Source organism: Streptomyces sp. NPDC043896, assembly GCF_056435605.1.
The window spans coordinates 72,320-97,066 of sequence record NZ_JBWKEE010000027.1; the positions used below are offsets into that span (position 1 = coordinate 72,320).

Sequence of the window (24,747 nt, forward strand, 5' to 3'; positions counted from 1 at the left end):
ACGTTACGCACCGGCCAGGGAGGCGCAAAACAGAATCGGATGTCACCAAGGTGGCATGGCCATTCATCTGTTCCGGCTCTTAGCGTCGGTCCTGTCCGAGGTCGGTGATGCCCGAAATTCCGCGACGCGTGATTTCCGGCCAATCTGGCATCGTCGCCGGCACCGTCGTGGCCCGGACGCTTCCGACCGTTGACGGAAACCTCGCCTGAACGGCCGTTCGTAGCGCCCTACGTGCAGAAACGAGGTGCTGCGGCCACGCCCCCCTTGGAGAGCAGGCTCATCCCATGCGCACGCTGATCGTGGACAACTACGACTCCTTCACCTATAACTTGGCGCATTACGTCGCAGAGGTCACCGGTGACGAACCCACCGTCATCTACAATGACGACCCGGTATGGCGTCTGAAACATCTCGGTGACTTCGACAACGTCATCATCTCCCCCGGCCCCGGCACCCCCGAACGGGAATCCGACCTCGGTATAGGCGCCGAAATCATGCGCCACGGAACCGTCCCGCTGCTCGGCGTGTGCCTCGGCCACGAGGCCCTCGCCCACCTCCACGGCGGCCACGTCGGCCTCGCCCCCGAGGAGCGCCACGGCCGGCCCTCCCCGGTCCACCACATGAACACCGGCCTCTTCGCCGGCCTGCCCTCGCCCTTCGAAGTGGTCCGCTACCACTCCCTGGCCGTCTCCGCGCTCAGCGAGGACTTCGAAGCGACGGCCTGGACCTCCGACGGCGTCCTCATGGGCCTGAAACACCGTCACCGGCCTTACTGGGGCGTGCAGTTCCACCCCGAGTCGATCTGCACGGAACACGGACACGAACTCCTCGCCAACTTCTTCCGGCTCGCCGGGGCGCACAACGGGACGCCCGCCCGCCCCGCCGTCCGCCCCGGCCCGGCCCCCGCCGCCCGTCCCGAAGCGGCCCCGGTCCGGGAGCTGCGCGTCCACCACGAGCAGCTCCCCACCCGCTGGGACCCCGAGAACGCCTTCGACACCCTGTTCCGCGGCACCCCGTACGCCTTCTGGCTCGACAGCAGCCGCGCCGACGGCGACCTCGGCCGGTTCTCCGTACTCGGCGACGCCGCCGGCCCGCTCGCCCGGGTCGCGCTGGCCGACGTCCAGCAGTGCACCGTCACCGTGGAGCACGCCGACGGCCCGACCGAGGTGCACCACTCGCCGTTCCTCGACTGGCTCGACCAGGACCTGCGCGCCACCCGCACGCACATCCCCGACCTGCCGTTCGACTTCGCCCTCGGCTGGGTCGGCTACCTCGGGTACGAACTCAAGGCCGAATGCGGCGGCGAGGCGGCCCACGTCTCCGCCGACCCCGACGCGGCCATGGTCTTCGCGGACCGCGCCCTGGTCCTCGACCACGCCACCGGCACCACCCACCTCCTGGCCCTCGCCCCCGACGACGACCCCGCCGCTGCCCGGGCCTGGCTCGACGCGACCACCGCCCGCCTCGCCGAACTGGCCGCAGAGGAAGGCGCCGACGCCGACGCCCGCGCCCAGGAGCCGCTCGCACCCGGCACCGAACTCCCCGTCGCACTGCGCCACGGCCACGACCGCTACCTGGACCTCGTCAGGGCCTGCCAGGAAGCCATCCACGTCGGCGAGACCTACGAGGTCTGCCTCACCAACATGATCGAGGCACGGGGCGCCGTGGACCCCTGGGCGAGCTACCGCTACCTCCGGCGGATCAGCCCCGCCCCCTTCGGCGCGCTGCTCCGCTTCGACGGCCTCTCCGTCCTCAGCACCTCACCCGAGCGCTTCCTGCGCGTCGACCGCTCCGGCCTGGCCGAATCCAAGCCCATCAAGGGCACCCGCCCGCGCGGCGCCACACCGGCCGAGGACCGCACGCTCGTGGAGGACCTCCTGAACAGCGAGAAGGACCGCGCCGAGAACCTGATGATCGTCGACCTGGTGCGCAACGACCTCGCCCGCTGCGCCGAACCGGGCTCGGTCCAGGTCCACAAGATCTTCGACGTCGAGACCTACGCCACCGTCCACCAGCTGGTCAGCACCGTGCGCGCCAGGCTCCGCCCGGAGAAGAGCGCCGTCGACTGCGTGCGCTCCGCCTTCCCCGGCGGCTCCATGACCGGCGCCCCCAAGGTCCGGACCATGCAGATCATGGACCAGCTGGAAGAAGGGCCGCGCGGCGTCTACTCCGGCGCCATCGGCTACTTCTCCCTCTCCGGCGCCACCGACCTCAGCATCGCCATCCGCACCGCCGTCGTCACCGCCGACCGGATCCGCTACGGCGTGGGCGGCGCCATCACCGCCCTGTCCGACCCCGCCGAGGAGTACGAGGAGACGGCCGTGAAGGCCACCCCGCTGCTGCGCCTGCTGGGCGCGGCCTTCCCCGAGCGCGTCTCCCCCGCGGGGTCCGCCCGATGACCGAGCGGCTCTTCGGCCTGGGCGCGGGCGGCCGCGTACTGGAACTCCTGCCCGGGCGCGGCGCGACCCCGATCGCCGCCGACTCCTGGCTGGTGCGCGACGGCCGCGCGCGCGAACTCCGCCGCCACCGGGAACGCTTCGCGGCCGCCGTCGCCGAAGCGGGCGGCCCCGACGTCGGCTTCTTCTGGGAGGAGGCCATGACCCGGATCCCCGCCACGGGGGAGTGGTTCCCCCGCGTCGAACTGGTCGACTCCGCCGGGGACCTGCGGCTGCGCATCCGTGTCCGCCCCGCGCCCGCGCGCACCGCCGAGGTACGGGTCTGGGTGCCCGGCCGGCCCGACCCCCGCCGCACCCCCCGCCGCAAGGGGCCCGACCTGGACGAACTGGCCCGGTTACGGGCCGAGGCGGCCGAGGCCGGAGCCGGCGAGGCCCTGCTCACCGGGGCCGACGGCCTCGTCCTGGAAGGAGCCGCCTCCAGCCTGCTGTGGTGGGAGGGCGACACGCTGTGCACCGTGGACCCCGAGCTGCCCGTCCTCCCGGGCGTCACCCGCGACTGGGCGCTGGCCCGGGCGGCGGAGCTCGGCGTCCCCGTCCGCCGGCGCCGCGTCCGGCCGGCGGAACTGGCCGGCCGCGAGGTGTGGTGCGTCAACGCCCTGCACGGCATCCGCCCCGTCACCGGATGGGCCGGGGACGACGCCCCCGCCGCCACGGCCACCGGCCCGTCCGAGCGGGCCGGCGCCTGGCGCGACGCCTGGGAACGGGCCGCGACCCCGATCCCCGTGCCCTCGTACGCCGACGCCCCGGGGAGCCGCTGATGCCGGCCGACACCTCCCTCGCGGGCACGACGTACCCCCCGGCCGCCCTCCACGAGGTCGACCGCGCCGCGATCCGCGCGTTCGCCGAAGCCGTCGGCGCGCACAGCCCCGCGCACACCGACCCCCGGGCGGCGCGGGCGCTGGGGCACCCGGACGTCATCGCGCCGCCGACCTTCGTCTTCCGCGCCGTGCACGAGAGCTGCCGCCTCCTCCTGGAGGGCCCCGAACTGGGCCTGGCGGCGGCCCGGTTGGTCCACGTCGACCAGCGGATCAGCCACACCCGGCCCGTACGGGCCGGCGACCGGCTGGCCGTCACCACGCACCTCGACGCCGTGAGCCGCCTCGCAGGCCGGGACGTCCTGCGCATGCGCGCCGACGTGCACGACGAGGCGGGCGAGCCGGTCGCCCGGGCCCACATGACCGTCGTCGCCACGGAGGAGGACTCGTGACGGCCACCGCACCGCCGGCCGGCGCCGCGCCGGACTACGACGGCGTCGAGGAGGGCACCGAGCTGCCGTCGCGCCGCTGCACGATCACCCGCGCCGACCTGCGCCGGTACGCGGCCGCCTCCGGGGACCCCAACCCGATCCACCTCGACGACGAGGCGGCCCGGGCGGCGGGATTCCCCATGGTGATCGCCCACGGCATGCTGAACATGGCGAAGGCGGTCGGCCTGGTCGCCGACTGGGCCGGGGACCCGGGCGCCCCCCTCGAATCCTTCGCCCGCTTCACGAAACCGGTCCCCGTGCCCGACGACGACGCGGGCGCCGTGCTCGACGTCCGGGCCACCGTGACGGCGAAGCTCCCGGACCGCCGGGTCAAGGTGGCGCTGGAGGCCCACTGCCGGGGCGAGAAGGTGCTGTCCTCGGCCTGGACCGTCGTACGCCTCTGAGCCGGGGGCCCGCCCGGAGCCGGGCGGGCCCCCCTCCGCCGGAGCACGCCCCTCAGGCCGCCCCGCGGCGCCGGACGGCGTGGAAGCCGATGCCGCCGAGCAGCAGGACCCCGGCGCCGATCCCGGCCGTGAGCACGAGCCCGCCCGGGCCGGAACCGCCGTCCTGGGCGGCGGCCGTACCGCTTCCGCCGCCCCGCTGGCCGTCCCCGCCCCCGTCGCCGTTCCCGTGCGCACCGGACGGGGACGGCCCCTGGGCGGCTTCGTCACCGAAGAAGAACACCGGCCCGGCCGCGGAGCGCGGGGTCCCGGAGACCTCCACGGTCAGCGAGATGGGTACGACGATCCCCCTGGCGTCGTCGTGCGGCTCGGCGACCTGCGCCTGGATGTAGTACGTGCCGGGCACGTCGTACCCGTTCGGGTCGCGGCTCTTCGCGGCGTCCTCCCCGGTGATCTCCCACGGGCCGCAGACCCGCTCGAAGCGCCCGGTCCTGCCCGTGAAGAGCTCGGTCGAGCCGAGGCCCTTGTGGCACAGCGCCGCCTCGCGCTGGGCGTTGTAGACGGCGACGCCCCACCCGCTGGTGCTGGAGCCCGGGAAGCCCTCCGGGATGTCCACCGCGCCCTTGACCGTCAGCTTCTGGCCCGCCTTCAGCTCCACCCGCCAGAAGGGAGCCTCCCCGACGGCGATGGACTGGCGGTGGGTGCCGGGTCCGATCGGGGTGGCGCTGTTGAAGGAGAAGCCGCCCTCGGCGTCGGCCCCGGTGCGGGGTGCCGGAGTCCGCGCCCCGGTCTCCTGCGTCGTCTTGTCGGCGATGCCGACGAGGAGCTCGACGGGCATCGGCTTGTCACCCGCCCGGGTCACCTGGTTCTCGACCACGATGCAGCCGGTGTCGTCCGGGGCGGGCGTCTCGTTGCCCGCTCCGGGCTGGCTGCGGCCGCCGGCGGAGATGATGTTCGCCCACCCCATCGACTGCTCGAACTCCCGCAGCCAGGCGCGGGGCTTGCCGTCCCCCGCGGGGCCGGCGGCGACGGCGATGATCGCACCGCGCTAGTACCCCTCCTCGGCGATGGCGGTGGCGCTCACCTGGAGCCGCTGGTCCGGCCGCTTCCTGACCTTGTAGTAGAGGTCGCGCCCGCCGGTGAACCTGTCCAGGTACTGGCCGGGCGCGAGCAGCGGAGCGTCCTGGCAGCCGTTTTGGGAGCCCTCGACCGGCTTCCCGGTCGCGTGGTAGGTCCGCCATCCCTTGCGGAACAGGGCGCCCAGGGTGTCGGTCAGCGAGCCGGCGTCGTCGGCGTCCGCGTACGAGCCGTCGGTCACGTCGGCGATGCACTTCAGCTGCGCCCGCGCCGAGGAGGGCGTCCGGAACCCGACCACGTCCACGGCGAGGCCGATGCCCTGGGCCTTCAGCTCGCGGGCCACCTCGCACGGGGGCGGCGGCGCGCAGGTGTCGTCGCCGTCCGAGACCAGGACGATACGGCGCTTGCCGCTCCCCCCGAGGTCCTTGGCGGCCTCGCGGAGCGAGACGCCGATCGGCGTGAACCCGACCGCCTCGAAGCCCGCGACCCGTTTCTTGGCGTCCTCGCGAGCCGCCCGGTCCATCGCGGTGACCGGCAGCACCTGCTGGGTGTCGGCGCAGCCCTGCTTCGGGTCCTTCCCGGCGTAGGCGGCGCCGTAGACGCGCAGCCCCAGCGGGGCCTGCTCGGGGGCGGTGTCGATGATCCGGCTGACCGCCTGCTTGGCGGCGGCGAGGCGGGTCTGGCCGCCGGCGTCGTTGTCGTTCATCGACCCGGACAGGTCGAGGACCAGGTCGATGCGGGCGGGCTCGGGAGCCCCGGGCGCCGCGGGGGAGGCGCTCGCGGCCGCCGCGGGCGACAGGAGCGCGGTGGATATGAGCACGGCAACGGCGGCGGGCGCGCGTCGTCGGCGTGGTCTCGGATGCATGAGGGCGACCTCCGGGAGGGAACGGGTGCGCGGACGAGGGGACTGTTCTGGCACTGGGCGAACCGCCGTGCCGAACAACGGTGTTGGGTGCGGTGCCAGACCCGGATCAAGTGACGATGAGCAGTTGCGAATGGTTCCACGCGTCCGCCGGACGCCCCGGTCCTGCACCTCAGGCCCGGTGGGCGGGTGCGGACGTGCCGATCGCAACCCGGGACTCGCAACCAGGGCCCCGGTACGCAGAATGCGAGACGAGACGTAACGTCTTGACGCCTCCCGGCGGACCCCGCATACTGATCGAGCACACAGCAAGACGCAACGTCTCGTCTCAATGGAGTGATGGCAGTGAAGCAGCGAATGATCCCCGTCAGCGCCGGCGCGCAGCTCTGGGCACAGGAGCACGGCGATCCCCGCGACCCGGCCATGCTCCTGGTCATGGGGGCCGGCGCCTCGGGCCTCGCCTGGCCCGACGAGCTGGTCGCGGCCCTCGCGCGGCGGTACCACGTCATCCGCTACGACCACCGCGACACCGGCCGCTCCAGCTGGTCCTTCGACGAGCACCCCTACCGCGTCGTCGACCTGGCCGAGGACGCCGTCGCCGTCCTCGACGCGTACGGGGTGGACCGCGCCCACGTGGTGGGCATGTCCATGGGCGGCATGCTGACCCAGCTGCTCATGGCCGACCACCCCGAGCGGGTCATCAGCGCCACCCTGATCGGGACCTGCGCCCTGAGCGGCCGCACGCCCGACGAAGAACTCCCGGACATCGACGCGGAGATCCTCGCCCTGTGGGCGACCCCCTGGGAGGACCGGGGCCTGGAAGCGGAACTCGACCGCAGGGTCGGGCACTGGCGGGCGCTCAACGGCACCGGCATCCCCTTCGACCCCGAGGAGTTCCGCGCGCTGGAGCGCCGGATCACCGAGCACGCGGGCCGCTACGACGCCCCCATGACCCACGGGCGCGCCGACCACGCCGGCATGGACCGCACCGAGCAGCTGGCCCGCAACCAGGTGCCCACGCTGATCACCTCCGCCGACGCCGAACCCGTGTTCCCCCCGGCGCACGCCCGCCACCTCGGCCGGGCGATCGCCAACTCCCGGATCGTCGACATGCCCGGCATGGGTCACGCCCTCCCGCAGGCGCTCCTCCCGCGACTGGCCGACGCGATCCTCACCCACGCGGCCCAGGCCGGCCCGCGGCCGTAGCGCGCCTTTTTTCCTTTCAGGAAAGCAGGTGGTACTTTCCTGAAGGGAAAACACTCGCGCCACGAACGATCACGGATGCCGCACATGACTGCCTACGACGCCCAGACCGCCCTCGACGCCATACACCGCCGCCGGCAGCAGACGTTCGACGAGTACCTGCGCCACGCGTACTCCCGTCCCCACCTGATCGTCTCGGCGACGGGCCTGTTCGCCGTGTGCGCGTCCTTCGACCTGCCGAACCCGTGGAACACCGCCGCCGTCCTGGCGGGCAACGCCCTGACCCTCGGCGGACTGTTCGTGCACCAGCGCCGGGCTCCCGTCCGCCGCAAGCCCGGCGGCCCGGAAGTCCTCTTCTACGCGGTCTTCGGCGTCATGCTCCTCGTGTTCTTCTGGGCGGTGGCGATCGCCGCGTACTTCACCGGCCTGCCGGCCCGGCACACGTTCGCCGCCGCCGTCACCGCGCCGGCCGCCGTGGCCGCCTCGTACGCGCTCCGCCCCGCCGTCGAGAACCTGATCCGCAGGAACGGCCAGGGCTGATGGACCCCGACTTCGACGAGTTCCTGCACGTTCCGGCCCGGCTCTCGGTCGTCGCACTGCTGGCTCCGGCCGACTGGGTGGAGTTCGGCTTCGTCCGGGACACCGTGGGCACCAGCGACTCGGCCCTGTCCAAGCAGATCACCGCGCTGACGGACGCCGGGTACGTCGAGGTCCGCAAGACGCGCAGCCGCACCGGCCGGCACACCCACCTCCGCCTCACCCCCCACGGCCGCCAGGCCTTCCAGCGGCACGCCTCGGCACTGGAGAGGATCGTGGCGGCCGCACGCAACCACCTCTGACTCGATCATCCGTCGAGGCCGCCGTGTGATGATGTGCGTCCACTCCGGGGAGGCGATCGTGCTGAGAAGGGGCGCGCGCCGGGCCGCGTGCGCGATGACCGCGGTCTGCACGGCGCTGCTCCTGGGCCCCAGCGCACCCGGCACCGGCGCTCCCCTCGCCCAGCCGCCGCAGGTGGTACCCGACCGGGTCGCCACGTGGAACATCTGCAACCCGTGCGGCAGCGGGCTCAACTTCGGCCGGGCCAAGGAGATCGCCGCCCGCGCCCCGCAGGTCATCGGCCTCCAGGAGGCCTGCGTACGGGACGTCGAGCAGATCCGCGCCCACCTGGAAGAGGTCTACGGCCTGGTCTACCGGGTCGAGTACGGGAGCGTCCTGCGGAACTGGAACCGCTGCGGGGGACTGCCCTGGCGGCCGGGCGGCTTCGGCCAGGCCATCCTCTCGGCGGCACCGATGACGGACCCGGTGAACTCCGAGTACCCCGACGGCGGCTCCGAGGACCGCGGCTACCTGGCCGTCACCACCCTGGTGGGCGGCCGGCCCGTCCGCGTCTTCAACACCCACCTCGCCGAACGCCGGCAGGCAGAGGTACGGGCGGGCCAGGTCGAGGTGCTCGCCGCGGCGGTCGCCCGCCACGACCGCGCGATCGTCCTCGGCGACTTCAACGCCGTACCCCGCGCCCCCGAACTCGGCCCCATGTGGGCCCTGGCCCGGGAGACGGACCCCGCCTGCCGCCCCTCGCCGCCCGCCGGCGCCGACGCCTGCGCGGCGACCACCGACTGGAACCTCAAGTTCGACTACGTCTTCCTGCGCGGCGTCACCCCCCGCACCCACCACGTCGGCCCCAGCCCGTACTCGGACCACCACGTGCTGCACACCGACCTGAACCGGAACCCCGCCGGCTGAGCTGACGCGCCGCCGCGGAGGGCGCGGCGGCAGCCGGGTCCTCAGCCCTCTTCCGGAAGCGGCGGCTCCTGGCCCGCGGCCTTCCGCAGCATGGCCTCCAGCTCCTCGCGCTCCACACCGAGCTCCTCCGCGTACTGCTCCAGGGCCGTGTCCAGGAGCCACCAGGGCTCGCGCGCCTCCTCCCACGCGTCCCGCCAGATCGCGTGCTGCTCGTCCGTCCACGGAGCCGTGTCGCCGAGTTCCTCCCGCAGGCGAGCCAGCTCGGCCTGCGCCTCGTCGGCCGCTTCCCGCATCTCGGCCAGTTCGTCCAGGGCGTCCGACAGGGCGTCCGACAGTTCAATTTCCATCCCGGGATCCTAAGCGTCCGGGTACGCCCCACCGGCCGCCGGGCGTCCCGTGCTCATGATCCTCAATTCTTGCTCAGAACCTCGCTCCGGCCCTCCCCGTTCCCTCCCGGGCGCGGCTACGGTCTTCGCCGAGGGGCCACGTCGTTGACCTGACGATGGCTCATAAACATTTGAAAATGGGGGAATTATGCGTTTTACCGTGCGTGGGACCGTTGGCCCGGTCTTCGCTCTCGCTCTGCTCGGCGGACTGGCGTCCCCGGCACAGGCGGCAGGTGACGAAGCGCCGTCCGCGGTTCCCGCGGTCGAGGCCGTCGAGGCGGCCGCACCCGAGGACGAGTCGCTGGCGCAGCTGCCGGAGACCTCCGTCAACTCGGAGGCCGGCGCCCAGAGGTGCGACAACCCTCGCCGTACGTGGTTCGAGATCCCGTCGAAGACCGCGGTCCACATGCCGGCCAAGTTCAGCGGCACGTCGTTCAAGGACGGTCCGGGCGGCACCATGGTGGTCCGGGTGGAGCGGTCGGGGAAGGTCCTCCGGGAAGTCAGCGCGGGCGGTGAGGTCGAGGTCAGCGGCATCGTCGCCAAGGCCAAGGTCTCGATCACCGCGAAGATCGGCACCGAGGTCGGGATCACCGTGGGCCACGAGTACCGCAGGAACGTGACCAGCGGCAAGTACGGCCACCTCCAGTACGGCTCCTGGGGCTACTCCGTGAAGTGGGCCAAGTACGAGACCAGCGCGGACGGCTGCGGCAAGAAGCTCCTCAAGAGCGGCACCGCGAAGCTGCCCACCTCGGAGGTCGGCTGGAAGTACTGGGAGACCGCCTCGTGAGAGGACGCCGCGGGCCGCTGACCACGGCCGTGGCGCTCGCTCTCGCATCCCTCCTGGCGGCCGGCTGCGGCGGCGGGACCGCACCGGCGGACGAGGAGGCCCAGGGCGTACGCGCCAAGGGCCTGCTGGAGAAGATCCCGCCCGACGCCCCGGAGTTCGTGGAGTCCGGGGTCGAGAAGGTCTCGGACGGCGTACACGCCCGCTCCTCCCTCACGAAGGGCGGGACGTACAAGGTCTCCGTGGCCTGCGTCGGCACCGGCACCGTGCGGATGACCCTCGGCGACAGGGCCCCGCAGCCCGTCCCGTGCGACGGAGTACCGGCGGACCAGCGCATCCAGGACTCCCCGGAAGCACTGCCGATCGACATCACCCCGGCATCCGGAGCCACAGGAATGATCGCCTGGCAGGTCACCGCCGTCTCCTCCTGAGGCGGATGCCCGGACGGTTCCCGCCCCCCGCGCGAACGGGTGGGCGGGAACCGTTTCCGCCGGCCTCCCGCCCACCCGCCCGCCCGCCGTTACGAGGACGTCGGCGCGGGTGTCCGGCCGGCGGGGCCGGCGCCCGACCCGCCGGCGTCAGCCGTCGGCTCCGCGGCGGCCGCGTCCTCCCCCGGGCCCTGCCCGGCCCCCACCGCTCCGGCTCCGGCCCCGCCCGACCGCACCCCCGGCCGGAAGTGCCACAGCGCCAGCAGCCCCGCCACACCCAGCAGAGCGGCCTGCACGTCGAGCGCGAGCGGCAGCCCGAGCAGCCCGGCCAGCGCGCCCGCCAGCGCCATGCCCAGGGCGGTGAAACCGTCGAACACGCTCTGGAAGGAGGCCAGCACCCGCCCCCGGGTGGCGTCCGAGGTGTGCAGCTGGACGATCGCCATCCGGCCCGCGAACACCCCGATGCCGGGAGCCCCCAGCACCGCGAACAGCGACGCCTGGAACCAGATCGCGGTCGTCACGTAAGCGCTGTTCCAGGTCACGGCGGTCATCGCGGAGAACACCAGCAGCGCCCACCCCAGCAGCCGGCCCGGCTCCGTACGACGGGCCAGCGTGCCGATCAGCGCCCCGCCCGCCATGCCGCCGATCGCCTGGACCCCGCGCAACAGCCCGGTCTCCCCCTCGCCGCCGCCCAGCCGCTCGGTCACGAAGACCACGAACAGCACCGCGAACAGGCCCTGGGCCAGGCCGATCAGGCCCACCGGCAGCACCATCAGCCGCAGCCCGCGCCGCTCCCGGATCTCCCGAAGCCCGGCCACCCAGGCCCGCCACACCGGCTCACGGACCGTCTCCGGCCGCGGCACACCGAACGGGCGGGCCAGCAGGCCCACCGCCAGCAGGAACGAAGCCGCGTCGATCACCAGGACGCCCGGCAGCCCCGCCCCGGCCAGCAGGAAACCCCCGCTGGAGGCACCCAGCAGCCGCGCCAGGTTGCCGCCCAGGCTGGCCAGCGCGTTGGCGGCGGGCACGTCGGCGGAGGAGACCAGAGACGGCAGCAGCGCGTACTTGGCGGGCTGGAAGACGGTGGCCAGCGTGGCCTGCGCACAGGTGACGATGTTGACCAGGTACAGCTCACCGGGCCCGTCGACGGCCAGCAGCGGCAGCAGCGCCAGCACCTGGAGCAGACTCACCCCGATCATCAGCCGGCGCCGGTCCCACCGGTCCGCGAGCACCCCGGCCAGCGGCGACAGCAGCAGACCGGGAAGCAGTTCCAGGATGAAGTTCGTCGCGGTCGCCGACACCGAACCGGTGAGCCGGTACACGAAGACCGGCATGGCGATCATGAACATCCAGTCGCCGGTCTCCGAGACGAACCCCGCGGTCCACAGCCGCCGGAAACCCGGATGCGCCAGCGGACCCTTCAACGGCCCCTTCGGGAGACCCTTCGCTCGGGCCATGCGGAAACCTCAACTCTGCGGTCGGCGGCCAGGAGCGCACGATGATGCCGCAGCCCCCGCGATCTCCTCAACCACCCCGTCCAACCCCCGCACCGCCGCGGTTGGACACCCCGCGGACCCCCGGCACCCCGGCGGACGGTCGCAGTTGAACGTCCCGGTTGAACGAGGTTGAGGGCATCCGGACGCCGCTCCTACCTTTCCGTCCATGCTCCCTACGGATATCGATCTGCTGCGAATTCTGGGACGGCCCACCCTGTCCGGCGACGGACGTCTGGCCGCCGTCAGCGTGACGGGACCCGACCTGGCCGCCGATGCCAACGCGACCGAGCTGTGGGTGGCCGCGACCGACGGGTCCGCGCCGGCCCGCCGGCTCACCCGGGGCCCGTCCGACGGCGCCCCGGCCTTCTCCCCGGACGGACGCTGGCTCGCCTTCCTGCGCCCGCTGCCCGGCGGCGGCCCCGCCCAGATCCACCTGCTCCCGCTCGACGGCGGTGACCCGTTCCCCGTGACGGACCTGCCGCTCGGCGCCGGCCAGCCCGTGTGGAACCCGGACGGAACCCGCCTCGCCTTCACCGCCCGGGTGCCCGAACCGGGCCGCTACCTGCCCGGCGTACCGCCCGGCAAGGAACGGCCGCGCCGGATCACCGCCCTGCGCTTCATGGCGGACGGGCTCGGGTTCACCTTCGACCGGCCGCGCCACGTGTTCGTCACCGACCCGTTCGCCACGGGCGCCTTCGCCGCGGCCCCGGCCGCCGCCCAGCTCACCTCGGGCCCCTTCGACCACGACGAGGTCTCCTGGAGCCCCGACGGCTCGCTGCTCACCTTCGTCTCCGGCCGGCACCCCGGCCACGCCGACGACCTGCGCCGCGACGTGTGGCTGTGCGCCCCCGACGGCAGCGGCCAGCGCCCCCTCACCCGGGGCGGACTGGAGATGAGCTGCCCGAAGTTCTCCCCGGACGGCACCCGGGTCTGCTTCGCCGCCGAAACCCTCACCGAGGACAACCGGGCCCGCGGAGCCAGCAGCTACGGCCTCTGGTCGGTCCTCACCGACGGCTCCGCCGAACCGGTCCGCCTCACCGACCCCGAGCCCTACCACCTGAGCTTCTCCTCCCTGATGATCCAGCCCGGCCGGGACGGGGTGTACTTCCCCAACGACTGGCACGGCGAGGTCCACCTGCTCCTGGTGCCCTACGACGGCGGCGAACCCCGCCCCGTCATCACCGGCCGCCGCCAGGTCAACGGCTTCGCGGTGGCCGAACCCCCCGACGGCACCACCACCGTGGCCGCCGTCCTCTCCGGCGTCGGCAGCGCCGGCGACCTCACCGTCCTGCGCGACGGCACCGAACGCGAACTGACCTCGTTCGGCGCCGCACTGCGCGCCCGCGCCCGGCTGCGCCCGGCCGAGGAGTTCACCGCCCACGCCGACGACGGCTACCCCCTCCAGGGCTGGCTGGTCCGCCCGCAGGGCCCCGGCCCGCATCCGGTCCTGCTCCAGATCAAGGGCGGTCCCTACACCCAGTGGGGCTACACCCTCAACGGACCCGCCTCCTTCGAGGAGGCCCAGGTCTACGCCCGCGCCGGCTACGCGGTGGTACTCGGCAACCCCCGCGGCACCTCCGGATACGGACAGGCGCACGGCCGCTGGGCCGCCGACGACCTGGCCCGCCGCACCGCCCCCGACCTGCTGGCCCTCCTGGACCACGCACTGCGCGACGAAACCCTCGACGCCGGCCGGGTCGGCGTCCAGGGCGGCTCCTTCGGCGGCTACATGTCCGCCTGGCTCGCCGCCCACCACGGCAAGCGGTTCCGGGCGGCGATGGGCGAGCGCGGCTGCTACGCCATCGACAGCCACTTCGGCTCCGCCGACGACGGCGTCAACAACTCCATCGCCCTGTACGGCGCCGACACCGAACGCTGGGCGGAGCTCAGCCCGATCAGCCACGCCGACCGGATCGACATCCCGATGATGTTCATCCAGTCCGAAGAGGACCGCCACACCCCCATGGAGCAGGCGCAGCGGATGTTCGTCGCGCTCAAGACGCGGGGGGTGCCGGTCGAACTGCTGCTGTTCCCCGGCGAGGGGCACGACATGTCCCGCACCGGTCTGCCCAGCCACCGGGTCGCCCGCTACGAGGCGATCCTCGACTGGTGGTCCCGCCAGATGCCCGAGGAGGACGACCGTGCCCCCGCACGCTGACCAGCCCGCCGAGTACATCCTCTCCGCCTACCTCACCCCGCCCGGCGAACGGGCCGTCATCTCCCCGCGCCACGACCACAACCTCTCCCTGTGGCGGCGGACCTCCGACCGCGTCGAACTGGTCCGGCACTGGGAGCTGGAGCGGATCAGCGGCCAGAAGCACCACTCCTGGCCGCTCTACACCACCGAACGGACCGACGCCTTCCTGGCCCACCTGCTCGCCGGCGAGGGCCTGTCCCCGGCCGACGTCACCGTCAGCTGGGGCACCCCCGGCCTGCCCGGATACCAGCCCCTGCCGCTGCCCGCGGGCGCCGAGGGACTGCCGCTGCACAGCCTGGGCCACCTGTTCAGCGGACTGCTGCTGGACACCCGGCTGTTCAAGGAGTCGGTGATCATAGGGCTGGCCGTGGACGCCGCCCCCGACCTGGTCCTCGAACGGGAGCTGCCGCCCGCCTACTACGCGGGCTGCGTCTCGGTCCGCGGCGACATCACCTTCGCCCCCGTCGAGTCCCCCGCCCCGCTCTACCACGCCGCCGACCGGGTCCTGGGCAAGGAACCGGGCACCCTCATGGCGCTCGCCTCCGCCTGCGACACCGCGGTCGGCCTCGACGCCGCCGCGGAACTGGGCGACCTCACCTTCCCCGGCGGCCACGTACAGCCCTGGTCCGCGGCCTTCGGCCTGGTCAAGAGCGTCCTCGCCAAGGCCGCACGCCAACTGGACGGCACCCGCCCCGACCCCCGCTTCACCGCCGAGGAGAACCTGCACAGCGCCGTCATGAAGGTGGTGCAGGAATGCTGCGAGCTGATCACCGCCCGCACCGTGGAGAAACTCGCCGCACTGGGCGGCGTACGCCCCGAGGACTGCTACCTCTCCATCAGCGGCGGCTTCGCCCTCAACGTGCAGACCAACACCCGGATGCTGGACCGCTACCGGTTCCGCGGCCTGCTCACCCCGCCCTGCGCCAACGACTCCGGCGTCGCCCTGGGCCTCGGCCTGCTCGGGCTGTGGACCAGCGGCGCCCTCGACACCGCCGACCTGGAGATCCCCACCGCCTACCAGGGCAACGACCTGCGCACCGAAGAGACCGACGAGGCTCTGGCCGCGTTCGCCCCGTTCGTCGAGGACGTCACCGACTTCGACCCGCGGCGGTTCGCCGAGGACCTCACCGACTCGGTCGTCGTCTGGGCGGACGGCGCCGCCGAGATGGGACCGCGCGCCCTCGGCCACCGCAGCCTGCTCGGCGACCCCCGCTCGGAGAAGGTCAAGGACCTCCTCAACGAGTGCAAGCAGCGCCAGTGGTGGCGCCCGGTCGCCCCGATCGTCCTCGCCGAGCACGCCGGCGACTGGTTCGAGCAGGACCGCCCCTCCCCGTACATGCTGGAGGCCGCCCGGGTCCGCCCCGAAGTCCGCGAGCGCGTACCGGCGGTCCTCCACCTGGACGGCACCGCCCGCCACCAGACCCTCACCGCCGCCGACAACCCGCTGCTGCACCGGGCGATCGAGGCGTTCCACGACGCCACCGGAGTGCCGATCGTCTGCAACACCTCCCTCAACGACAAGGGAGAGCCCATCGTCGACACCGCCGCCCAGGCGCTGAACTTCGCAGTCCGCAAGCACATCCGGATCGTCTACCTCGCCGGCCGCCGCGTGCTGCTGCGCGAACCCGGCACCGCCGACGCCGTCCCGCCGGCCGGACCACACCCCCGGGCCACCGCCTTCTTCGCCGGACAGGAAGCCGACCGCGACGCGATCTGGCAGTCCTGGCTCGACCGCGGCCACACCGAGGCGGGCCTGCTGCTGCTCACCGGCACCCCGCAGCTCCTCGCCGACCCGGACACCTGGACCCCCAACCGGGTCCGGCTCCTCGCCGAACGGATCGCCTCGAAGGACCCCGACTTCGCACGGAACCTCGAACAGTTCCGCCGCGACCACGGCCCCGGCACGGCCTTCGGGGACGCCCCCGCCCTCCGCCACTGACACCCACCCCCGGAGGCATCCGGGACACTCGGAACGGACTACCGGCATGACGCACTACACCTTCGCCGACCTGGTCGGCGACGAGAAGGAATTCTTCGCCGAGTACTTCAACAAGAAGCCGCTGCTGCGCAAGGGCGCGCTGAAGGACCCCCAGGACGTCCTCTCGCTGCGCCGGCTCGACGAGCTGGTCCAGCTGGAGATCATCCGGCCGCCCTACCTGCGCGCCAACCTCAAGGGCGCCGGCGTCCCCGACCAGGGGTTCACCCGGACCATCACCGTCCAGGGCACCGACCTCACCGACGCCATCGTCCCCGAGAAGGTCTACGAGCTGTTCCGGGCCGGCGCCACCATCGTGTGGAGCTCCCTGAACCACCTCGACACCTCGCTGCGCGACTTCACCCGCGTCATCAGCGACCGCTTCGGCGCCAAGACCGACTGCGTGGCCTTCCTGACCCCCGCCGGCAAGCAGGGCTTCTCCCCGCACCACGACCCGGTCGACCTGTTCATCGTGCAGACCGAGGGCACCAAGCGGTGGCGGCTGTGGAACCCGGCGGAGGTACGCCGCGGCGAAGCCGCCTCGTACACGGCCGAGCAGCTGGGCGAGCCGGTCATCGACGTCCTGCTGGAGCCCGGCGACGTGCTCTACCTCCCGTACGACACCCCGCACGCGGCCGCCGCCGAGGAGCTGGCCTCCGTCCACCTCTCCATCATGATCCGCCCGCGGATGTGGAAGGACCTGCTCAAGCAGACCTTCGAGGAACTGGTCGGAGCCCCGGAGTTCAACGAGTTCCCGTTCATCGGTGCCGACCGCACGGCCGGCACCGAGGCGCTGTTCACCGAGAAGCTGCGGGCCGTCGCCGAACGCCTGACCGCCCTCGACCCCGGACCGGAACTGGACCGGCTGGCCGAGCTCGGCCGCCGGATGCCCGGCAACTCCGCCGGGAACACCTTCCGCACCACCGCCCGTCTCGACGCCCTCGAACCGGACGCCCCCATGCGCCGCACCACCGCCGCCGTCGAGTTCGCCAGCCCCGACGGAGGGCGGGTCGAACTCACCGTCAACGGACACCGGATCGCCGTCCCGGAGCCCGTGGCCCTCACCATCGCCGGCCTGGCGGCGGGCGAGCGGGTGGCCGCCGCCGACGTCTTCCCCGGGGTCCCCGCCGAGCGCGCCACCCGCACCGCACGGGGACTGGCCAGGATCGGCCTGCTGGAGATCGCGGCCTGAGGCGGCCCCGCCGCCCGGATGAGAGGATCCGGCCGTGACCATCGAACGCACCTCACCGCCCACCATCGCCGACGAACGCGAAATGCTCCGCGCCCACCTGGAGTTCCACCGGCAGACCCTGGAACTGAAGTGCGCCGGCCTGACCGACGACCAGCTCCGCACCCGCTCCATGCCGCCCTCCACCCTCAGCCTGCTGGGCCTCGTCCGGCACATGGCCGAGGTGGAACGCTCCTGGTTCCGGCGCGTGGTCGGCGGCGAGGACATCCCCCTGGTGTGGTCGCAGGACTTCGACTTCCAGACCGCCTACGAGGCCGCCGACGCGGACGCGCCCACGGCCTTCGCCGCCTGGCGGGACGAGACGGAGCATGCCCGGCGCATCGAGAAGGAGGCCGCGTCCCTGGACCTGGTGGTCCACGAACGCCGGCGCGGCCTCGACGTCTCGCTCCGCTGGGTGATGCTCCACATGATCCACGAATACGCCCGCCACAACGGGCACGCAGATTTCCTCCGCGAGGGAATCGACGGCACCACCGGGGTCTGAATTCCCGGAAACCAGGAAACACCCCGGAAACACCCCAGGAAACACCTCAGGGCTGTGCCCGGCTCCCCTTACCGGAAGCCGGGCACAGCCCTTTCCGCATGTCCGCCCCCCTTTCCCGCGCGAGCCGTTCAAGTGCGCACACGACCCCGGTTGAACAGGTTGAACACCACAGACCTCCGTTGACCCGAATACCCGCGCCGGGACATCATTTCATCAACGCCGGAAACGACCGGCCACAAGAAAAAGGAGTTGATTGTCATGGAGAACACCTACGACGACATCGAGTTCATCGAGACCTCCGCCGAGCTGCTCGCCACCGCGTACCACGTGAACATCCAGTAATTGCCGGCAGCGGCATAAGGGGCGGCTCCGGCCGCCCCTTTGGCCCGCACGGCCGCAAGGACGCAGTGACGCGAGTGGGAGGCGGGATCGTGACGGACTGGACCTTCGAGGAACTGGTCGGGGACACCGGGGAGTTCTTCTCCCGGCACTTCGGCGAACGGCCGCTGCTGCGCCGCGGGGCGCTGGAGACGGCCCGCGCCCGGGAGCTGGTGTCGGTGAACCGGCTCGACGACCTCGTCGCCATGGAAACCGTGCACCCCGCCTACCTCCGCGTCGCCCGCGGCGGCCAGGGCGTCGCCGCCAAGGCCTACACCAGGGTGGCCGCCGAGCACGGCGCCGCGCTCACCGAGGCCGTCGTGCCCGAGCAGGTCTACGAACTGTTCCGCTCCGGCGGCACGGTCACCTGGAACTACCTCCACCACTTCCTGCCCTCCGCCCGTCGCCTGGTCCAGGCGTTCACCCGCGCCTTCGACGCCCCGGCCGAGGCGGTCGCCTTCCTCACCCCGGCCGGCCACGACGGATACGCCCCGCACCACGACCCGGTGGACGTGTTCGTCGTCCAGACCGAGGGCACCAAACACTGGCGGGTCTGGGAGCCCGCGGCCGAAGGCCGCACCGAACCCGTCACCTACCCCGACGGCACGCTCGGCGAGCCCGCCCTGGAGACCACCCTGCACCCCGGCGACGTGCTCTACCTGCCGTACGGCACACCGCACGCCGCCGCCGCCGGTGACCGGGTGTCCCTGCACGTGTCGGTCACCGTCACCCCGCGCCGCTGGCGCGACCTGCTGCGCGAGACGGTGCACGCCCTGACCGAGGGCGAGGAGTTCGCCGCCGTCCCGCCCCCGGGCGGCACCGGCGCGGACGGCGGCCCGGCCCCCGCGGCGCTCGCCGCGAAGCTCGGCCTGCTCGCCGAACGGCTGGCCCGGCTGTCCCCCGCCGCAGAGACGTCCCGGCTCACCGCGGCGAGCCGGGAACGGACCGGCGCCGGCCCGGCCCGGGAGTTCGAACGGCTGGCCTCCCTCTCCGGGCTCGGCCCGCAGGACCCGCTCCGGCGCAGCCCCGTCCCGGTACGGATCGGCCCCAGCGACGGCAGCCGCACCCGGCTGACCGTCAACGGCCACACCCTCGCCGTCCCGGACTCGGTGGCCGCCGTCCTGCGCCTGCTCGAACAGGGCGGCACGGTCCCGGCCGGCGAGCTGCTCCAGGGCGCCCCCGCCCCGCGCTCGGTCCGGGCCGCCGAGTCCCTGACCCGGCTCGGCGTGCTGGAGCCGGCCACCGCCGGCCCGGGGAGCGCGGCCCGATGACCACCGCCGCCGTCCGCACCACCACCCCCGTACGTGCCGCCGCCGAAGCCCACGACCACGGCACCGAGGCAGAGCTGCTCGACCTGTCGGTCCGCCCGCAGGACGACTTCCACCGGTACGCGGCGGGCCGCTGGTCCGACGGGTTCGTGCTGCCCGAGCACCGGGCCGAGGCCACCATGCTGTCCCTCCTCGCCGAACAGGTGCAGGAGGAGGTAGCCACCCTGGTCCGCACCCCCGGCACCGACCCGGACGGCCGCCGCATCGCAGACCTGTACACGAGCTTCATGGACGAGGCGAAGATCGAGGAACTCGGTGCCGGCGCCCTCGCCGCCGACCTCGCCGAGATCCACGCCGCCCCCGACCGGCGGGCCCTCGCCCAGGTCCTGGGACGGCTCCAGGCACAGGGCGTCACCGGCGCCGCCGCCCCCGCCGTCACCGCCGGCGCGCGGGAGTACGTACTCGACCTCACCCCCTCCGGCCTCGGCCTGCCCGCCGCCTCGCTGTACCGCGAGGCGCGCAGCGAGCGCCTGCGCGAGCGGTACGCCGTCCACGTGGCGGCGATGCTCTCCCTCGCCGGGCTGCCCGACGCCGATTCGGCCGCGGCCCGCGTCCTGCACGCGGAGACCCTGCTGTCCGGCGGGCACGTCCCGCCGGACAGCACGGGTGCCACCCCGGACGCCTCCCCGCCGCCCGCCACGGCCGCCGGACTGGCGGGCCGCGACCGCGGGTTCCCCTGGTCGGCGTGGCTGAAGGAACTCGGCCCCGTTCCCGGCACCGCCCGGGTCCGGATCCGGCCCGCGGGCTTCCTCACCGCCCTCGAACACTGGTGGGCCACCACCCCGCTGGAGTCACTGCGGCTCTGGCTGGCCTGGCGCCACGTCCACGAGATGGCCCCCTTCGGCCCCCGCCGGGTGTTCGCCGAGCACTTCAGCTTCTACTGGCGGCACCTGACCGGCGTCCGCCGCCCCTGGCCGCGCCGGCTGCGGGCCACCGCCTTCGTACAGACCGCCGCAGGCGACCTCGTCGGCGCCCGCTACGTACGCACCCACCTGGACCCGCAGGCACTCCAGACCGCGACCGCCCTGGTGGAGCAGCTGACGGCCGTCTTCCGGGACCGGCTCGCCGGGGCCGGCTGGCAGAGCCCGGCGGGCCGGGCCGCGGACCTGACGCTGCTGGACACCATGCGCTTCGAACTCGGCGGCCCGCGCACCGCGCACCCCGCCGGCCGGCCCGCGCCCACCACACCGCCCGGCCCGCTGGTCACCGACCCCGCCGACCTGGCCGGCAACGTCAAGCGCAGCCGGGCACGGCTGCTCGCCCACCAGCTGGACCGGCTCGGCACCCCCCTGGACCCGGACGAATGGCGGGTACTGCCGCAGGCCGTCACCGCCTACTACCGGCACGGGCTCAACCACGTGGTGGTCCCGGCCGGGCTGCTGCGGCCACCGGTGTTCACCTCCGGCGCGGACCCGGCCCGCGACCTCGCGGTGCTCGGCGCGATCGTCTGCCACGAGATGGCACACGCCTTCGTCCGCGCCTGGCACACCGGCCCCGACCGGGCCGCGTTCGAGCGGGCCACCGCCCCGCTGGTCGCCCAGTACGACCGCTACGCGCCCCACGGCCCCCGCGGCCACCACGTCAGCGGCACCCGCACGCTCGCCGAGAACGTCGCCGACATCGCCGGCCTGACCGTGGCCCAGGCCGCCTTCGACGGCCACCTCGCCGCCCTCGGCGTGACCGGCGCCTCCCGCCGCCGAGAACTGCGCCGGTTCTTCGTGCTGTGGGCGTCGATGTGGCGCGGCAAGCGCACCCCGGAGCGGATGCGCGAGCGCCTGGAGAACGACACGCACGCACCACCCCGGTTCCGCTGCAACGGCGTCCTCGGCCACGTCCCCGCCTTCTACGAGGCGTTCGGGGTCCGCGAGGGCGACGGCATGTACATCCGGCCGGCGGACCGGTTCACGCTGATGGCGCCGAGGAGCGAGTGAGATGAGCGACCAGGTACTGGAGCGGGGCGGACAGCTCACGCTGGACATCGACCCGGACCGGCTGCTGCGGCGGGTCGCCGAGCTGGCGCGGATCGGCACCGACCCGGCGACGGGCGGCATCACCCGCGAGGGCTTCAGCGCCGCCGACCGCGAGGCCCGGGACTACCTCATGGCCCAGGCCCGGGCGGCCGGGCTGACCCCCTCGGTGGACGCGGCCGGGAACATCGTGATGCGCGCCGCCGCGGGCGGTCCCGCCGGGGAGGACCCGGACGGGGAGGCCGACGAGCGGCAGGTGCTGATGATGGGCTCACACCTGGACACCGTGGTCAACGGCGGCCGGCTGGACGGCGCGTACGGGGTGCTGGCCGCCCTGGAGGTGCTCCAGACCCTCGCCGACGCCGGCCTGGACACCGTCTGCGAGCCGGTCGCGGTGGCCTTCGCGAACGAGGAGGGAGCCCTGTTCCCGCAGCCGTTCTGGGGTTCGATGGCCGTCGCCGGCCGGCTGGCCTCCCTTCCCCGGGAACCCGCCGACCACCACGGCCGGCCGCTGCGCGAGGCGCTCCGGCTGGCCGGCGGCGACCTGGACGCGCTGGGCAGCGCCTGCTGGCCGGCCGGCTCGATCGCCGCCTACCTGGAACTCCACGTGGAGCAGGGGCCGGTACTGGAACGCAGCGGCAGCCGCATCGGGGTGGTCGAGGCCATCACCGGCCGCACCGTGCTCACCCTGGAGGTGCGCGGCACCGCCGGGCACTGCGGGACGAGCCCGATGGCAGGACGAAGCGACGCGATGGCGGCCGCGGCCCGCGTGGTGCTCGCGGCCGAGCACCTGGCCGCCGAGCGGCGGCTGTGCCGGGTGGCCACGGTGGGCCGGCTCGACCCGCACCCCAACACGCCCAACACCATCGCCGGGACCGTCCGGCTGACCGTGGACCTGCGTGACACCGACACGTGGCGGATGGCCGGCGCCGAACAAGTGCTGCGCCGGATGCTCCGGCACATCGAACGCTCCACGGGCACCGACATCCAGGTGGTGGCCGAGACCCGCTCGGACCCGGTCTCCGCGGACCTGCGGCTGCGCGCGGAGATCGAGCGCAGCGCGGACGGCCTGGGCCTGGCACACGAGGTCCTGCCCAGCGGCGCGGGCCACGACGCCCAGGTCGTCGCCGACCTCGCCCCCATCGGGATGATCTTCGTGCCCAGCCTGGGCGGGATCAGCCACGTGCCCGAGGAGGACAGCCGCCCCGAGGACCTGGTGGCCGGAGCCCGGGTGCTGCTGCGCACGGCCGTGCGCGTCGCCCGGGGGGCCGTGCTGTGAACCGGGGGAACGAGACCACCGCGCGCGCCGGGGACACCGGGGAGCGGGCAGCCATGCGGACACTGGTCACCACGAACGAGCGGATCGCGGTGTTCTGCGGCGCCCGCCCGGGAGTCCACCCGGACCACCTCGCGTTCGCCCGCTCCTTCGGGTACGAACTCGCCCGCCGCGGCCGGGACCTGGTGTACGGGGCCGGGGGAGTGGGCGTGATGGGCGCGGTCGCCGACGGCGTGCTGGCGGGCGGCGGCTCCGTCACCGGGGTGCTGCCGCGCAGCCTGTACGAGCGCGAGCGCGGCGACCGGGCACGCGGCGAGATCTTCGTGGTCCGCTCGATGCATCACCGGAAGGCGCTGATGTACCGGCTCTCCGCCGGCTTCGCGGTACTGCCCGGCGGGATCGGCACCATGGACGAGCTGATGGAGGTGGCCACCTGGAACCAGCTCTCCCTGATGGAGAAGCCGGTCGTGGTGGTCAACCACCGCGGCTTCTACGACCCGGTGCTGGGCATGCTCGACCACCTGGTGGCCGAGGGCTTCCTGAGCGCGGGGGAACGCCGCCTCGTGCACAGCGCTGAGACCGCCGACGAAGCCCTGGACCTGCTGGCCGCACCGGGCGCGGCCGTACTGACCCCCGCGTGAGAACCGGCCCCGGCGTGAGAACCGGCCCCGGCGTGAGAACCGGCCCCGGCGTGAGAACCGGCCCCGGGCGCACGGAGCCCCGTACGGAACCGGATCCGGCGCGGGGCCCGGCGGCCGGACCGGGCCGGTCAGCCGGGGGTCGCGGGCAGGTGGCCGAGCTGCACGGCGTGCACCCCGGCCTGGAACCGGCTGGCCGCACCGAGCACGTCCATCAGACCGGAGGCGATCCGCCGGGCGGTACGGGGCGAGACGCCGAGCCGGCTCGCGATCGCTTCGTCGGTGTGGCCCTGGGCGAGCAGCCGCAGGGCCTCGGCCTGCTGCCGGTTGAGGGTACCGGGCACCGCCGGGCCGGCCGACTCCAGTGGCTCGGCCGCCTGCCACACGCTCTCGAACAGCGCGTGCAGCGTGGCCACCATGCCCTGCGACGTGACCTGCACCGCCCCGGCCGCCGTGTTGCCGGTGTCCTCGGCGATCACCGCCGCCCGGCGGTCGTAGATGATCAGCCGGTTGGGCAACGAGGGCGCGGTACGAACCTGGCACCCCTGCTCCGACAGCCAGCGCGCGTACTCCATGGTGTCCGGACAGCTGCGGATGGAGTCCAGGTAGACGGTGCGCATCTGCACCCCGCGTTCGAGCAGCTGCCGGTTCAGCGGCCGGGAGGCCTCCATGTTGGCCCGGGTCTGCGGACCACCCGGGGCGAAGGTGAGCAGTTCATGGGCCACCTCGCCCCGCAGGACGGTCAGATGGTCGCGGATGGAGTCGATCCCGTCGAGGTAGCGCACCCCCGCGTCCGGCGCGCCGCGGCCGTCGCGCCGCCCGTCGTACTCCAGGATCAGCTGCGCGGCCGCGGCCCGGCCGGCCTCCAGACGCTGCTGCTGCCGGGCGAGCTCGGCTTTCTGACGGGCCAGCAGGATCTCCATGCCGACGTGCGGGCTGACCGCGTGCAGCTGGCCGGAGTCCCCGGTCGACGGGCGGACCAGCGCCATCGCGCTGAGCCGGTCGAGGGCGTCCCGTACCTGCTCCTCGGACAGCCCGAGCTGCTCGCACAGCCCGGACACCTCCTGCGGCCCGTCCAGGATTCCGCGGTACACGGCTTCGGTCACCGTGTCGAGTCCGAGCAAGTCAAGCATCGAGGGCCGCTCCAGACAGGAAACAAGATGCGTGATTCCA

23 protein-coding genes are annotated in these 24,747 nt (G+C 73.5%); 18 read left to right on the plus strand and 5 right to left on the minus strand.

Features of this window, described 5'->3' with window-relative positions; genetic code table 11:
- Positions 1–284 precede the first annotated feature (284 nt).
- Genes pabB through AC069X_RS31440 form a run of 4 tightly spaced genes read left to right on the plus strand, consistent with a single transcriptional unit; the run spans position 285 to position 4,106 of the window.
- Positions 285–2,399 (plus strand): aminodeoxychorismate synthase component I, encoded by a 2,115-nt coding sequence (pabB, locus tag AC069X_RS31425; protein ID WP_478733913.1) that lies wholly within the window; start codon positions 285–287, stop codon positions 2,397–2,399.
- Positions 2,396–3,214: an aminotransferase class IV gene (locus AC069X_RS31430; protein ID WP_478733915.1), complete on the plus strand. Its 819-nt coding sequence runs from the start codon at positions 2,396–2,398 to the stop codon at positions 3,212–3,214. The genes pabB and AC069X_RS31430 overlap by 4 nt, the downstream gene beginning before the upstream one ends.
- Positions 3,214–3,663 carry an FAS1-like dehydratase domain-containing protein gene (locus tag AC069X_RS31435; protein WP_478733917.1) on the plus strand — a complete coding sequence of 150 codons (450 nt, stop codon included), beginning with the start codon at positions 3,214–3,216 and terminating at the stop codon, positions 3,661–3,663. Before AC069X_RS31430 ends, AC069X_RS31435 begins: the two co-directional genes overlap by 1 nt.
- A complete protein-coding gene (locus tag AC069X_RS31440; RefSeq protein ID WP_478733919.1) occupies positions 3,660–4,106 on the plus strand; it encodes a MaoC/PaaZ C-terminal domain-containing protein in 447 nt (148 codons plus the stop codon). The genes AC069X_RS31435 and AC069X_RS31440 overlap by 4 nt, the downstream gene beginning before the upstream one ends.
- Positions 4,107–4,158: 52 nt before the next feature.
- On the opposite strand, the gene AC069X_RS31445 is transcribed toward AC069X_RS31440, so the two are convergent.
- The gene (locus AC069X_RS31445; protein ID WP_478733921.1) at positions 4,159–5,070 is read right to left on the minus strand and encodes a hypothetical protein; all 912 of its coding nucleotides are present in this window, start codon (positions 5,068–5,070) and stop codon (positions 4,159–4,161) included.
- Positions 5,071–5,151: 81 nt separating this feature from the next.
- Positions 5,152–6,000 (minus strand): vWA domain-containing protein, encoded by an 849-nt coding sequence (locus tag AC069X_RS31450; RefSeq protein WP_478733923.1) that lies wholly within the window; start codon positions 5,998–6,000, stop codon positions 5,152–5,154.
- A gap of 381 nt (positions 6,001–6,381) precedes the next feature.
- Between AC069X_RS31450 and AC069X_RS31455 the strand changes: the two genes are divergently transcribed.
- The 4 genes from AC069X_RS31455 (at position 6,382) to AC069X_RS31470 (ending at position 8,988) form a co-directional block, all read left to right on the plus strand.
- The gene (locus AC069X_RS31455) at positions 6,382–7,248 is read left to right on the plus strand and encodes an alpha/beta fold hydrolase (protein WP_478733925.1); all 867 of its coding nucleotides are present in this window, start codon (positions 6,382–6,384) and stop codon (positions 7,246–7,248) included.
- A gap of 84 nt (positions 7,249–7,332) precedes the next feature.
- Complete coding sequence (locus tag AC069X_RS31460) at positions 7,333–7,785, plus strand: hypothetical protein (RefSeq protein WP_478733927.1); 453 nt, start codon at positions 7,333–7,335, stop codon at positions 7,783–7,785.
- Positions 7,785–8,084 (plus strand): winged helix-turn-helix domain-containing protein, encoded by a 300-nt coding sequence (locus tag AC069X_RS31465; RefSeq protein ID WP_478733929.1) that lies wholly within the window; start codon positions 7,785–7,787, stop codon positions 8,082–8,084. The genes AC069X_RS31460 and AC069X_RS31465 overlap by 1 nt, the downstream gene beginning before the upstream one ends.
- A 31-nt stretch (positions 8,085–8,115) precedes the next feature.
- Positions 8,116–8,988: an endonuclease/exonuclease/phosphatase family protein gene (locus AC069X_RS31470; RefSeq protein WP_478733931.1), complete on the plus strand. Its 873-nt coding sequence runs from the start codon at positions 8,116–8,118 to the stop codon at positions 8,986–8,988.
- Between the two features lie 41 nt (positions 8,989–9,029).
- On the opposite strand, the gene AC069X_RS31475 is transcribed toward AC069X_RS31470, so the two are convergent.
- Positions 9,030–9,335 carry a hypothetical protein gene (locus AC069X_RS31475; RefSeq protein ID WP_478733933.1) on the minus strand — a complete coding sequence of 102 codons (306 nt, stop codon included), beginning with the start codon at positions 9,333–9,335 and terminating at the stop codon, positions 9,030–9,032.
- A gap of 199 nt (positions 9,336–9,534) precedes the next feature.
- Here AC069X_RS31475 and AC069X_RS31480 point away from each other — a divergent pair, with 199 nt between their 5' ends.
- Both AC069X_RS31480 and AC069X_RS31485 read left to right on the plus strand, forming a co-directional pair.
- Complete coding sequence (locus tag AC069X_RS31480; RefSeq protein WP_478733934.1) at positions 9,535–10,161, plus strand: hypothetical protein; 627 nt, start codon at positions 9,535–9,537, stop codon at positions 10,159–10,161.
- Positions 10,158–10,589, plus strand: coding sequence for a hypothetical protein (locus AC069X_RS31485; protein WP_478733936.1), 432 nt, complete (start codon positions 10,158–10,160; stop codon positions 10,587–10,589). Before AC069X_RS31480 ends, AC069X_RS31485 begins: the two co-directional genes overlap by 4 nt.
- A gap of 89 nt (positions 10,590–10,678) precedes the next feature.
- On the opposite strand, the gene AC069X_RS31490 is transcribed toward AC069X_RS31485, so the two are convergent.
- A complete protein-coding gene (locus AC069X_RS31490) occupies positions 10,679–12,043 on the minus strand; it encodes an MFS transporter (RefSeq protein ID WP_478733937.1) in 1,365 nt (454 codons plus the stop codon).
- Between the two features lie 205 nt (positions 12,044–12,248).
- Here AC069X_RS31490 and AC069X_RS31495 point away from each other — a divergent pair, with 205 nt between their 5' ends.
- The 8 genes from AC069X_RS31495 (at position 12,249) to AC069X_RS31530 (ending at position 23,577) form a co-directional block, all read left to right on the plus strand.
- Positions 12,249–14,240, plus strand: a complete 1,992-nt coding sequence (locus AC069X_RS31495; RefSeq protein ID WP_478733939.1) for a S9 family peptidase — start codon at positions 12,249–12,251, stop codon at positions 14,238–14,240.
- The gene (locus tag AC069X_RS31500) at positions 14,224–16,218 is read left to right on the plus strand and encodes a carbamoyltransferase C-terminal domain-containing protein (RefSeq protein WP_478733941.1); all 1,995 of its coding nucleotides are present in this window, start codon (positions 14,224–14,226) and stop codon (positions 16,216–16,218) included. Before AC069X_RS31495 ends, AC069X_RS31500 begins: the two co-directional genes overlap by 17 nt.
- A 46-nt stretch (positions 16,219–16,264) precedes the next feature.
- Positions 16,265–17,446: a cupin domain-containing protein gene (locus AC069X_RS31505; RefSeq protein ID WP_478733943.1), complete on the plus strand. Its 1,182-nt coding sequence runs from the start codon at positions 16,265–16,267 to the stop codon at positions 17,444–17,446.
- 34 nt (positions 17,447–17,480) lie between these two features.
- Entirely contained in the window at positions 17,481–17,987 is a 507-nt protein-coding gene (locus AC069X_RS31510; RefSeq protein ID WP_478733945.1) for a DinB family protein, read from the plus strand.
- 431 nt (positions 17,988–18,418) lie between these two features.
- Positions 18,419–19,636: a cupin domain-containing protein gene (locus tag AC069X_RS31515; RefSeq protein ID WP_478733947.1), complete on the plus strand. Its 1,218-nt coding sequence runs from the start codon at positions 18,419–18,421 to the stop codon at positions 19,634–19,636.
- On the plus strand, positions 19,633–21,624 hold the full coding sequence (locus tag AC069X_RS31520; RefSeq protein WP_478733949.1) for a M13-type metalloendopeptidase: 1,992 nt from the start codon (positions 19,633–19,635) through the stop codon (positions 21,622–21,624). Before AC069X_RS31515 ends, AC069X_RS31520 begins: the two co-directional genes overlap by 4 nt.
- A 1-nt stretch (position 21,625) precedes the next feature.
- Positions 21,626–22,939: a hydantoinase/carbamoylase family amidase gene (locus AC069X_RS31525; protein WP_478733951.1), complete on the plus strand. Its 1,314-nt coding sequence runs from the start codon at positions 21,626–21,628 to the stop codon at positions 22,937–22,939.
- A gap of 53 nt (positions 22,940–22,992) precedes the next feature.
- Entirely contained in the window at positions 22,993–23,577 is a 585-nt protein-coding gene (locus tag AC069X_RS31530; protein WP_478733953.1) for an LOG family protein, read from the plus strand.
- A gap of 128 nt (positions 23,578–23,705) precedes the next feature.
- Here the strand turns inward: AC069X_RS31530 and AC069X_RS31535 are convergent, their stop codons facing one another.
- Positions 23,706–24,707, minus strand: coding sequence for a helix-turn-helix domain-containing protein (locus AC069X_RS31535; RefSeq protein WP_478733955.1), 1,002 nt, complete (start codon positions 24,705–24,707; stop codon positions 23,706–23,708).
- Between the last annotated feature and the right edge of the window lie 40 nt (positions 24,708–24,747).

What these genes read in the sequence shown, in the direction of transcription:
- pabB (WP_478733913.1), top strand. Translation starts at nt 285, where the DNA reads ATGCGCACGCTGATCGTGGACAACTACGACTCCTTCACCTATAACTTG.
- AC069X_RS31430 (WP_478733915.1), top strand. Translation starts at nt 2,396, where the DNA reads ATGACCGAGCGGCTCTTCGGCCTGGGCGCGGGCGGCCGCGTACTGGAA.
- AC069X_RS31435 (WP_478733917.1), top strand. Translation starts at nt 3,214, where the DNA reads ATGCCGGCCGACACCTCCCTCGCGGGCACGACGTACCCCCCGGCCGCC.
- AC069X_RS31445 (WP_478733921.1), bottom strand. Translation starts at nt 5,070, where the DNA reads ATGGGGTGGGCGAACATCATCTCCGCCGGCGGCCGCAGCCAGCCCGGA.
- AC069X_RS31455 (WP_478733925.1), top strand. Translation starts at nt 6,382, where the DNA reads ATGGCAGTGAAGCAGCGAATGATCCCCGTCAGCGCCGGCGCGCAGCTC.
- AC069X_RS31460 (WP_478733927.1), top strand. Translation starts at nt 7,333, where the DNA reads ATGACTGCCTACGACGCCCAGACCGCCCTCGACGCCATACACCGCCGC.
- AC069X_RS31465 (WP_478733929.1), top strand. Translation starts at nt 7,785, where the DNA reads ATGGACCCCGACTTCGACGAGTTCCTGCACGTTCCGGCCCGGCTCTCG.
- AC069X_RS31470 (WP_478733931.1), top strand. Translation starts at nt 8,116, where the DNA reads ATGTGCGTCCACTCCGGGGAGGCGATCGTGCTGAGAAGGGGCGCGCGC.
- AC069X_RS31475 (WP_478733933.1), bottom strand. Translation starts at nt 9,335, where the DNA reads ATGGAAATTGAACTGTCGGACGCCCTGTCGGACGCCCTGGACGAACTG.
- AC069X_RS31490 (WP_478733937.1), bottom strand. Translation starts at nt 12,043, where the DNA reads ATGGCCCGAGCGAAGGGTCTCCCGAAGGGGCCGTTGAAGGGTCCGCTG.
- AC069X_RS31495 (WP_478733939.1), top strand. Translation starts at nt 12,249, where the DNA reads ATGCTCCCTACGGATATCGATCTGCTGCGAATTCTGGGACGGCCCACC.
- AC069X_RS31505 (WP_478733943.1), top strand. Translation starts at nt 16,265, where the DNA reads ATGACGCACTACACCTTCGCCGACCTGGTCGGCGACGAGAAGGAATTC.
- AC069X_RS31520 (WP_478733949.1), top strand. Translation starts at nt 19,633, where the DNA reads ATGACCACCGCCGCCGTCCGCACCACCACCCCCGTACGTGCCGCCGCC.
- AC069X_RS31525 (WP_478733951.1), top strand. Translation starts at nt 21,626, where the DNA reads ATGAGCGACCAGGTACTGGAGCGGGGCGGACAGCTCACGCTGGACATC.
- AC069X_RS31530 (WP_478733953.1), top strand. Translation starts at nt 22,993, where the DNA reads ATGCGGACACTGGTCACCACGAACGAGCGGATCGCGGTGTTCTGCGGC.
- AC069X_RS31535 (WP_478733955.1), bottom strand. Translation starts at nt 24,707, where the DNA reads ATGCTTGACTTGCTCGGACTCGACACGGTGACCGAAGCCGTGTACCGC.